The sequence below is a fragment of the Pseudomonas sp. P7759 genome, from assembly GCF_013386445.1.
In the GTDB taxonomy this organism is placed as follows: domain Bacteria; phylum Pseudomonadota; class Gammaproteobacteria; order Pseudomonadales; family Pseudomonadaceae; genus Aquipseudomonas; species Aquipseudomonas azotoformans_A.
In genome coordinates, this window is the sequence record NZ_JACART010000060.1 from 18,527 (window position 1) to 28,553 (window position 10,027).

Annotated in this window: 11 protein-coding genes and 1 pseudogene; 7 read left to right on the top strand and 5 right to left on the bottom strand. The window is 61.0% G+C overall.

Features of this window, described 5'->3' with window-relative positions; all coding sequences use genetic code 11:
• Nucleotides 1-39: 39 nt before the first annotated feature.
• Nucleotides 40-1,284 carry a saccharopine dehydrogenase family protein gene (locus HX823_RS29180; RefSeq protein ID WP_177078084.1) on the bottom strand — a complete coding sequence of 415 codons (1,245 nt, stop codon included), beginning with the start codon at nucleotides 1,282-1,284 and terminating at the stop codon, nucleotides 40-42.
• Nucleotides 1,285-1,312: 28 nt separating this feature from the next.
• Nucleotides 1,313-2,410, bottom strand: a complete 1,098-nt coding sequence (locus HX823_RS29185; protein ID WP_038846950.1) for a carboxynorspermidine decarboxylase — start codon at nucleotides 2,408-2,410, stop codon at nucleotides 1,313-1,315.
• 255 nt (nucleotides 2,411-2,665) lie between these two features.
• Between HX823_RS29185 and HX823_RS29190 the strand changes: the two genes are divergently transcribed.
• The 4 genes and pseudogenes from HX823_RS29190 (at nucleotide 2,666) to yfcF (ending at nucleotide 5,355) form a co-directional block, all read left to right on the top strand.
• On the top strand, nucleotides 2,666-3,685 hold the full coding sequence (locus tag HX823_RS29190) for a LacI family DNA-binding transcriptional regulator (protein WP_177078086.1): 1,020 nt from the start codon (nucleotides 2,666-2,668) through the stop codon (nucleotides 3,683-3,685).
• Nucleotides 3,669-4,106: pseudogene (locus tag HX823_RS29195) on the top strand (ABC transporter substrate-binding protein); the annotation flags it as partial. The gene HX823_RS29190 and the pseudogene HX823_RS29195, both read left to right, overlap by 17 nt.
• Nucleotides 4,072-4,626 (top strand): DUF924 family protein, encoded by a 555-nt coding sequence (locus tag HX823_RS29200; RefSeq protein ID WP_371317990.1) that lies wholly within the window; start codon nucleotides 4,072-4,074, stop codon nucleotides 4,624-4,626. The pseudogene HX823_RS29195 and the gene HX823_RS29200, both read left to right, overlap by 35 nt.
• A gap of 96 nt (nucleotides 4,627-4,722) precedes the next feature.
• The gene (gene yfcF, locus HX823_RS29205; RefSeq protein WP_177078089.1) at nucleotides 4,723-5,355 is read left to right on the top strand and encodes a glutathione transferase; all 633 of its coding nucleotides are present in this window, start codon (nucleotides 4,723-4,725) and stop codon (nucleotides 5,353-5,355) included.
• On the opposite strand, the gene HX823_RS29210 is transcribed toward yfcF, so the two are convergent.
• Nucleotides 5,330-5,602, bottom strand: a complete 273-nt coding sequence (locus HX823_RS29210) for a hypothetical protein (protein ID WP_038846922.1) — start codon at nucleotides 5,600-5,602, stop codon at nucleotides 5,330-5,332. The two genes, yfcF and HX823_RS29210, sit on opposite strands and share 26 nt — an antisense overlap.
• Before the next feature lie 131 nt (nucleotides 5,603-5,733).
• Between HX823_RS29210 and HX823_RS29215 the strand changes: the two genes are divergently transcribed.
• Together HX823_RS29215 and HX823_RS29220 are read left to right on the top strand one after the other, a co-directional pair.
• Complete coding sequence (locus HX823_RS29215) at nucleotides 5,734-6,378, top strand: ATPase (RefSeq protein ID WP_177078091.1); 645 nt, start codon at nucleotides 5,734-5,736, stop codon at nucleotides 6,376-6,378.
• Nucleotides 6,379-6,412: 34 nt separating this feature from the next.
• Complete coding sequence (locus tag HX823_RS29220; RefSeq protein ID WP_033896691.1) at nucleotides 6,413-6,754, top strand: hypothetical protein; 342 nt, start codon at nucleotides 6,413-6,415, stop codon at nucleotides 6,752-6,754.
• Nucleotides 6,755-6,767: 13 nt separating this feature from the next.
• Here HX823_RS29220 and HX823_RS29225 read toward each other — a convergent pair whose 3' ends face one another.
• Nucleotides 6,768-7,514 (bottom strand): creatininase family protein, encoded by a 747-nt coding sequence (locus HX823_RS29225; protein WP_038846917.1) that lies wholly within the window; start codon nucleotides 7,512-7,514, stop codon nucleotides 6,768-6,770.
• Between the two features lie 28 nt (nucleotides 7,515-7,542).
• Nucleotides 7,543-8,256, bottom strand: a complete 714-nt coding sequence (locus HX823_RS29230) for a murein L,D-transpeptidase catalytic domain family protein (RefSeq protein ID WP_016977141.1) — start codon at nucleotides 8,254-8,256, stop codon at nucleotides 7,543-7,545.
• A 39-nt stretch (nucleotides 8,257-8,295) separates the two neighbouring features.
• Between HX823_RS29230 and HX823_RS29235 the strand changes: the two genes are divergently transcribed.
• Complete coding sequence (locus HX823_RS29235) at nucleotides 8,296-9,891, top strand: murein L,D-transpeptidase (protein WP_177078093.1); 1,596 nt, start codon at nucleotides 8,296-8,298, stop codon at nucleotides 9,889-9,891.
• The last annotated feature ends 136 nt before the right edge of the window (nucleotides 9,892-10,027 follow it).

Genomic DNA, 10,027 nt, shown 5'->3' on the forward strand with positions numbered 1-10,027 from the left:
AGCGCCCTGGAGGGCGCTTTTTTTGGTTAACGATTACGATCAGGCAATCGCATCCCAAGCCCGATCACCCTTCTCGTCTTTAATCCGAGTCGGCAACCCCATCACGTCCAGCGCTTTCAGGAACGGCTCAGCCGGCAGTTCCTCGACGTTGGCCATGTGCTTCACATCCCACTCGCCACGGGCAACCAGCAGCGCAGCGGCCACCGGTGGCACACCTGCGGTGTAGGAGATGCCCTGGCTGTCGGTTTCGGCAAAGGCTTCTTCATGGCAGGCCACGTTGTAGATGAACATCTCATGCGGCTGGCCATTCCTGGTGCCCTTGACCAGGTCACCGATGCAGGTCTTGCCGGTGTAGCCGGGGGCGAGTGAAGACGGGTCGGGCAGCACGGCCTTGACCAGTTTCAACGGCACGACTTCCAGGCCTTCGGCGGTGGTGACCGGTTTTTCGGAGAGCAGGCCGAGGTTTTTCAGCACGGTGAACACGTTGATGTAGTGTTCGCCGAAGCTCATCCAGAAACGCACGTTGGGCACGTCGAGGTTTTTCGACAGCGAGTGCACTTCATCGTGGCCGGTGAGGTAGAGGTTCTGCGAACCGACGACCGGCAGGTCGTCGGTGCGTTTGACTTCGAACATGGTGTTGCTGGTCCACTGGCTGTTCTGCCAGCTCCACACCTGTCCGGTGAACTCGCGGAAGTTGATTTCCGGGTCGAAGTTGGTGGCGAAGTATTTGCCATGGGAGCCGGCATTGACGTCGAGGATGTCGATCGAATCAATACGGTCGAAATGCTGTTGCTGCGCCAGCGCGGCGTACGCGTTGACGACACCCGGGTCGAAGCCCACGCCAAGGATGGCGGTGATGTTCTTCTGTTTGCACTCTTCCAGGTGGTTCCATTCGTAGTTGCCGTACCACGGCGGGGTCTCGCAGACCTTGCCCGGCTCTTCGTGGATGGCGGTGTCGAGGTAGGCAACGCCCGTGTCGATGCAGGCACGCAGTACCGACATGTTGAGGAACGCGGAACCTACGTTGATGACGATCTGCGATTGTGTCTCGCGGATCAGGGCCTTGGTCGCTTCCACGTCCAGGGCGTTCAGCGCGAAGGCTTGGATGTCGGCGGGAACCTTGAGGCTACCCTTGGCCTTGACGCTGTCGATGATGGCCTGGCATTTGGAGATGTTGCGCGACGCGATAGCAATACGACCGAGTTCGTCGTTGTGCTGCGCGCACTTGTGGGCCACCACCTTGGCGACACCTCCTGCACCAATGATAAGAACGTTCTTTTTCAATTGCTTTATCTCTCCTTTATCCGCCAGCTTACGAAAGGCTGGACAGGTAGTCGTCGTAACCAAATTCACGAACCAGCTCGACTGTACCGTCAAGTTGTTTCACTACGATGGACGGCATTTTCAGGCCGTTGAACCAGTTTTTCTTGACCATGGTGTAGCCTGCGGTGTCGATGAACGACAGCCGATCGCCGATGGCCAGCGGACGATCAAATTGATACTCGCCGAAGATGTCCCCGGCCAGGCAGGATTTGCCGCACACCATGAAGGTGTGTTCACCGTCGCTTGGCGCCAGCTTGGCGTTGAGGCGGTAGATCAGCAGGTCCAGCAGGTGGGCTTCGATGGAGCTGTCTACCACGGCGAGGTGCTTGCCGTTGTAGAGGGTGTCGAGCACGGTGACTTCCAGGGAGGCGCTGTTGGTGATCGCCGCTTCGCCGGGTTCCAGGTACACCTGCACGCCGTACTTCTCGGAGAACGCCTTCAGGCGTGCGCAGAACGCGTCCACCGCATAGTCTTCACCGGTGAAGTGGATGCCGCCGCCGAGGCTGACCCACTCGACCTTGTGCAGCAGCGCGCCGAAGCGTTCTTCGATGGTGCCCAGCATCTTGTCGAACAGGCTGAAATCGCCGTTCTCGCAGTTGTTGTGGAACATGAAGCCGGAGATCTGTTCGATCACGCCTTCGATCTTCACCGGGTCCCATTCACCCAAGCGGCTGAACGGGCGCGCCGGGTCGGCCAGCAGGTAGTCGGAGCTGCTCACCTGCGGGTTGACGCGCAGGCCGCGGGTCTTGCCTTCGGAACGTGCGGCAAAACGCTGCAATTGGCTGATCGAGTTGAAGATGATCTTGTCGCAGTTATCCAGCATCTCTTCGATTTCATCGTCGGCCCAGGCCACGCTGTAGGCGTGCGCCTCGCCTTCGAACTTCTGGCGACCGAGCTTGAGCTCATACAACGACGACGAGGTGGTGCCGTCCATGTATTGCTGCATCAGGTCGAACACCGACCAGGTGGCAAAGCACTTGAGCGCCAGCAACGCCTTGGCGCCGGACTGCTCGCGCACGTAAGCAATCTTCTGCATGTTGACCAGAAGCTTCTGTTTATCGATGAGGTAGTACGGCGTTTTGATCATTTTTGAGAGCCTGCGGCGGTGCCTGCCAAAAAAGGACACGCATTGTGCCCGCACTTGGATCGAATCGAAAGGTTAGTGGGCGGATTTTGCTGCCCTTGGTTTCAATGATACCCGCTGAGTATGACCATCTATGGGCACACCCCGGATCAATGGGTAGCAAGCCAGGTGCCATCGAACTGTCATCTCCTTACCGCCGAACTGCCACATTCCCCCGCTACTGTCCTCGCCAATGAGATCGATCTCAAGCGAGTGACAATGACTGACCTGAAAGACGTAGCCCGGCTGGCGGGCGTATCCCGCGCCACCGCCGCCCGCACTTTTGCTTCCCCGGACCAGGTGCGCCCGACCACCCGTGAGCAGGTGTTCGCCGCCGCCCGTGAGTTGGGTTTTCGCCCCAATCTGCTGGGTCGCCAGCTGCGCCTGCAAACCACCCAATTGATTGGTGTGGTGGTGCCGAACCTGCTCAACCCCGTGTTTGCCGAACAGTTCCAGGCCATGGAACGCGCCGCTCGGGCGCGGGGCTACAGCCTGTTACTGGCGACCACCGATTACAGCAGCGAGCGCGAATGTATCGTGGTGGAAGAACTGCTGCGCCAGCGCGTCGATGGCCTGGTGCTGACGGTCACCGATGCCGAGAGCAACAGCGTGCTCAGCAGCTTGAACACCGAGCAAACCCCGTTCGTGCTGGCTTATCACCAACCGAGCAATCCCAACTACAGCGCCGTGTCAGTGGACAACCGCGCGGGCATGGCGCTGGCCACGCGTTACCTGATGGAAGCGGGGCACCGACGCATCGGCATGGTCGCCGGCCCTGCGTTGCAGTCCGACCGTGCCCGTCTGCGCTACGCCGGTTATTGCGACGCCATGCGCGAATACAGCCTGGAACCTCGCGCGGTGATCGAAATGCCGGCCCACACCCAGGCCGAATTCGCCGCCATCGAACCCTTTTTGCGAGGCGACGAGGCCCCAACTGCATTGGTGTGCTCCAACGATTTCCTGGCGATCAGCCTGATCGCCGAACTGCGCCGCAACGCCTGGAACGTGCCCGAACAGCTGTCGGTGATGGGCTTCGACGGCATCAGCCTCGGCACCCAGATGCACCCGACCCTGTGCAGCGTGGTGCAGCCCATCGCCTTGCTGGCCAGCACCGTGATTGACCAACTGCTGGCGCAGATCGCCGGCAACGCTCCGACGTCCCATTGCCTGCCTTGCCATATCCGGCCGGGCGACAGTACTCAACCCCACGAGGAAACCCTTGATGCGCGCACTCAGTAAAACCCTGGCAGCCGTGCTGCTGTGCGGTGTGGCCAGCCTGGCCCAGGCCGCCGAAACCGCGATCTGCTACAACTGCCCGCCGGACTGGGCCGACTGGGGCACCCAGCTCAAGGCCATCGCCGCCAGCACCGGCGTGCAAGTACCGCTGGATAACAAGAACTCCGGCCAGTCCCTGGCGCAGTTGGTGGCGGAAAAAGCCGCGCCGGTGGCCGACGTCGTGTACTACGGCGTGACCTTCGGCCTGCAGGCGCAAAAAGCCGAGGTGGTCGACACTTATAAACCCAAGGCCTGGGACCAGATTCCCGCTGGCTTGAAAGATCCGGCCGGCCATTGGTTCGCGATCCACTCCGGCACCTTGGGCATCATGGTCAATGTTGAGGCGCTGGGTGGTTTGCCGGTGCCGCAAAGCTGGGCCGACCTCTGTCCTCGACTTCTGGAAACACGCTGGCCCCAAACAGTGGTTCGCCAAGGATGACGCCTTCGACGCCATCTTCCGCGACACCTTCCATACCGCCCACCTGCAAGCCGCCCGGCGCGAACTGGAACACTGGCTGGATTCGGCGCAAGGCGCCCTGGCGCTGCTGATCCTGCTAGACCAATACCCGCGCAACGCCTTTCGTGGCACCGCCCATATGTTTGCCACCGACCCATTGGCTCGCCTGTATGCCAGGCGCATGGTCGACGCCGAATTGGATCAGCAGATTGAGCCGGCATTGCGCGCATTCTGCTACCTGCCGTTCGAACATTCTGAAGACTCGGCGGATCAACAGCGCTCCCTGGTCCTGAACCAGCAACTGGACGCCAACACTTACCATTGGGCCAAGGAGCACGCCGACATCATCGAGCGGTTTGGGCGTTTTCCCCATCGTAATGGCGTGTTGGCGCGAGAGACCACGCAGGAGGAACGCGCCTTTTTAGACAAGGGTGGCTTTGCCGGTTAGCCCAGTATTCCGAGTAGGAATGCCCCCATAAAAATAGCGCATTGTCTTTCTCGCCGCACATCTCGTAGCGTGGTGTTCCACTCATGGAGAATCGTTATGAGCCAGCGTCCGTTGCGCCTGTATGTTGATCATTTGTACACCAGCCCCTACGCGATGTCGGTGTTCGTCACCCTGCGGGAAAAAGGCCTGGTGTTCGACACCTTGACCCTGGACTTGGACGCCGCGCAGAACCAGACCGCCGACTTCGCCCAACTGTCCTTGACCCAGCGCGTACCGACGCTGGTAGAAGCAGACTTTGCGCTGTCGGAGTCTTCGGCAATTACCGAGTACCTGGAAGAGACTTACCCCGAGACGCCGGTCTATCCGACCGAACCCCAGCAGCGGGCGAGGGCGCGGCAGGTGCAGGCGTGGTTGCGCAGTGACTTGCTGCCGATCCGCCAGGAGCGTTCGACGATGGTGGTGTTCTACGGGCAGAAGATGCCGCCCTTGTCCCCCGTGGCCGAAGCGGCGGCGCGCAAGCTGATCAACGCGGCCCAGGCGCTGTTGGCGGGTAATCGAGCCTATCTGTTCGGCGCGTGGTCGATTGCCGATGTGGACCTGGCGGTGATGCTCAATCGGCTGATCCTCAACGGCGACAGCGTGCCCGTCGAGTTGGTGGAATACGCGCAGCGCCAGTGGCAGCGGCCTTCCGTGCAGGCGTGGGTCAATCAGCAACGTCCTGCGCTGTAGAACGTTCAGTGATTTGCACGACACGGCGGTCGAGGTCTTCCCAGTCCGCCATGCCCAGCACCCGTGTGGTGTTCAAACCCCGCAGGTAACCCCGCAGTTGCTGGGCGCTGGCGCTGATTTGATCGGCGTCGGCTGCCTCGTCCTGCAGCACGTGTTCATAGTCGACCAGGTAATCGGCGACCCGCTCGCGAAACTCCGGTAGTACGGCTTCTCGGATGCGGTCGAAGGTTTTCTGGTGGGGCTTCATGGCGTGGTCCTTATAAGTTTTATGTCAGCACTATCGGTTCAGATAATAGTCACCATCAAGGATCGCAAGTTCTGTTTTTGCGGGAAAAGCGGAAAATCACGCTATCGAGACGCTGTTCAAGGAAATGCGCGATGAGGACGTTTATTCAGCTGGCGTTGATGGCTTTGATGCTTGGCACGGTTGCCATCAACAACGCGGCAATGGCCGATGATCTGCCCATGAGCCATTTGCTACCGATCAACGGTAGCGTAGACTCCCTGCAGCACGCGCAGTCGGTGGGTGTATTGCTGAGTGACAACACCCGCGACAACCTCAGCTACCTTGAACGCTACCACGACATGGCCTTGAATGGCGCCAAGGATGCCCTCGACGGGCGTATCCGCCAGGCGTTCGTCAACAGTTCCGACCCGGAACTGGCCATCGATTGGTTGATGAGCTCGCTGCAAGGCACGTTTGTGTCGGTGACGGTCTACGACAACCTGGATGCCTTGGTGCAGGCTCACCCCGATGTGGTGGTGATGCTCGATACCCATAACCAACTGTTGACCCAGCGCAACGACCAGGTCGAGGCGCGTTTTATTGCGCGGTTCTATGATGCGAACCTGCAATACATCGCCAAGGCCGAAGGCTCGGTGCACAAGCAGGTGCCGTCGGTGTGGGTGCATGACAAGGCAGCGCCGGAAATTGCCGCGCAGATCGAGCAGCAGCGCGATGTGCAACTGGATGCCTTGAAGCAGTTCGATGCGTCGCTCAAGGCGTTGGTTCGTGCAGGTTGATGTGAACCTTTATTTTTATAATCAGGAATTTTTCATGCGCGCTTTTTTTGCCCCGGCCTTGGCCTTTGCTTCACTGTTGCTGGCCGGTTGTGTGTCCGCCCCCAACGCGCCCACCCTGACCTTGCAGACCAGCAAAACGCCTGAAGCCTATGTGCAGTGCGTGCTGCCCAAACTGGAAAAACACAAGATCACCTCCACCGTGACGCAGAACTCGCGCCACGCCAAGGTGGTGTTGACCAGCAAGATTGCCGCCGATGATGTGCTGGAAGCCTACAAGTCCCAGGACGGCGGCAAAGTGTTCCTGTATGAGCGCAAGCCGCTGGCGTCGACGATTACGCCGTCGCGGCTTGAGCTTGCCGCCAAGGAATGCCAATAATTTTGCGTATGGCCTAGGGCTTGGCTTCGTTGCTGAAGGCATTCACCGTCTTGACTAGCCCTTGCGCCGCCAACGCCACCAACTCCCCACCTTTTTCTACCGTCGCCAGCGCCGGGTCCGAGCCCATGCGCCCATCCGGGAAGCGCGCGCGGAAGTCCAGCGCTTCACGGATCGGCCCGGTGCTGGCGATCTGCGGCGAATAATCGGCCGTCTTGATCGAGTCCGGATAGGCCCACTGCGTCACCGCAATCTCCGACGGCGTGGCATGACTGCCATGGCCCACCGGGAATTGGCGTTGCGCCAGGTCGTTCACGCCTTCCAGGTCCCACCAGTTCACCAGTTTCAAGGCAAACCCGGCCGGGCGGCGGGCGAAGCTGGCTTCGGCGTACAGCTCGGAAAACGCCGCTTCGATGGTGGCGATATTGCCGCCGTGGCCGTTCAGAAACAGGATCTTCTCGAAACCATGTCCGGCCAGCGAGCGCACCCAATCGCCAATCGCGGCGATAAAGGTGGAAGGGCGCAGGGAAATGGTGCCGGGAAAGCCCAGGTGATGCTGGGCCATGCCGATGTTGAAGGTGGGGCCGATCAGCAGGTCGGCGTTCTTCTGCGCTTCATGGGCGATGATTTCCGGGCACATCCAGTCGGTGCCCAGCAGGCCGGTAGGGCCGTGCTGTTCGTTGGAACCGATGGGGATCACCACCGTGCGGCTGCGTTCCAGAAACTGCCCGATCTCGATCCAAGTGGACTTATGTAGAAGCATGCGAGGTTCTCTTATCTATGGGGACAGGCTATCCGCCACGGATTGTACGACTACTCGCCACCTGTTGGGGTTTGCAATTGAGGTAGGTCGAAGACTTCAACCAGCGCTGGTCCGGGTACCAGGAAAACATGAACTGGCCATCCTTGAGCTTGTCCACCACCTGGCGTGCCACCTGTGGGCGCACGGCCGGGCAACCCTGGCTGCGGCCGATACGGCCTTCGCGCTTGCTCCACAAGGGGCTCACGTAGTCGGCGGCGTGGATGACGATGGCGCGGTCGCGGGCCTGGTCATTGAAACCCGGTTCCAGGCCATCCATGCGCAGTGAGTAGCCGTGGGTGCCCAGGTAGCTTTCCTGGGTGCGGAACAATCCAAGGCTGGACTGGTGGCTGCCTTCGAGGTTGGAGAACTGGGTGGCGAAGTTTTCCCCGGATTTGGCGCCGTGGGCGACCAGGTCGCGTAGTACCAGGGTTTTCTTGCGCAGATCGAAGATCCACAGCCGACGGGCGGTCGAAGGCTGGGAGTAGTCAATAACCGCTAGGCGCTCGGAACGTTCCTCGCCGTTATTGACCGCGCACTGCACCGCGTTCAGGGCGCTTTTGAGTACGGTGGGATTGAGTTCTGGAGCCGAGCGCGCCAGGCTGCTATACAAGTTAGGAGAGGTCTGATTGGCGGCGAGCGCAAAATTGCTCAAGGTAGCCAACGCCACGGTCATCAAACCGAGGCGGCGCATGAAAGTCAGCATCTACGAAGTGTCCCCCGGTGTGGATTGGAGCCTGGTCAATTGTTCAAAAAACACGCATGTTACTTGAGCATTTGCCTGCTCGTTGCACCATTGGTCGCGACAGCCGACGCCCTGCCGGTCGAGCCGTTGCCGGTGACCACGCCGGCGCCGGTCGATCTGGCGCCTGTGCAACAGACGTTGGCGCAACTGCCGAGTGTCTGCCCCGGCCTGGCGCCGCAGCTCGACGCCGCTGGGCAACTGCGCCTGCAAGCCTTTTACCAGCAGCAAGGCAACGCGCCGCTGTGGTCCGCCGATGAACGTCGACAAGCCCTGCAATCTCAGTTGCTGATGCTCGCCGATGACGGCCTGGACCCCACCCACTATAGCTTGCCTGCGCCAGATGCCACGGCCAACGTGCTGTGCAGCGATATAGCCACCAGCCAGCGTTACCTGCAAGCCTTGCAGGATTTGCATTACGGCCGCCTGCAACAATCGCGCTTCGAACCCCTGTGGCATTCCCAGCCGCCTACGCGCGACCCCAACGTCGAAGTGCTGGCCTTTGCCGCCACAGGTTTGCAAGACATGCCTCAGGCATTCGACCAGGCGCGGCCCAGTGCCGATTTGTACCGCAGCCTGCGCAACGCCTATTCCACCGTGCGCCAGCAGCCGTTGCCGCATTGGGACCCGGTCGCCAGCGGCCCGCTGCTGCGCCCCGGCATGGAAGACCCCCGCGTGCCGGAGCTGGCGCGGCGCCTGGTCAGTGGTGGCTACCTCGCCAACGCGCCCAGTGGCAAGCAGTACCGCGATGAACTGGTCAAGGCAGTGAAGGCCTTCCAGCTCAGCCACTCGTTGCAGGCCGATGGCGTGATCGGCGCCGGTACCGTGGCCGAATTGAACATCAGCCCGTTGGTGCGCCGCGAACAACTGCGTATCAACCTTGAACGCTTTCGCTGGCTGGCCCAGGACCTGGAGCCAGAAGGCGTGCTGGTGAATGTCGCCGCCGCGCAACTGAGCGTATACCAGAGCGGCATCCCGGTGTGGCAAACCCGCCTGCAAGTCGGCCGCGCCGAACGCCAGACGCCACTGCTCAAGTCGCGCATCACCCGCCTGACCCTCAACCCCACCTGGACCATCCCGCCCACCATCATGCGCGAGGATAAGCTCCCGGCCATCCGCCTCAACCCCGAATACCTGCGCCAGCAGAACCTGCAAGTACTCGACGCCGAAGGCCACCCGCTGGCGCCCGAGCAAATCGACTGGGCCCGCCCTGGTAATATCCTGCTGCGCCAGGAAGCCGGGCCGCGCAACCCGCTGGGCAAGATCGTGATGCGCTTTCCCAACCCGTACTCGGTCTACCTGCACGACACGCCGAGCCAGCCGCTGTTCACCAAAGGGCCGCGGGCGTTCAGCTCCGGGTGTGTGCGGGTCGAGCAACCGTTGTTGCTGCGGGATTTGCTGGTGAGCCCGGCCGAACGTACTCGCACCGATGAGCTACTGGCCACCGGCGTGACCCATGAATTCCGGCTGGCCACGCCGGTTCCGGTGTTGTTGAGTTACTGGACGGTGGAGGTCAATCGCGAGGGCGGGTTGGTGTATGCGCCGGATATCTATGGGCGGGACCTGGTGTTGATGAAGGCGATGGGGAGTGTGCTCTGAAGCGTGCTTCTGTAGTGAGCGGGCTTATTGTGGTGAGCGGGCTTGCCCCGCGCTGGGCTGCGCAGCAGCCCTAAAATCGTGCCATGTGGTCTCACAGAAAAAACGCGGCGGTCTTCTTGGGGCGGCTTCGCCACCC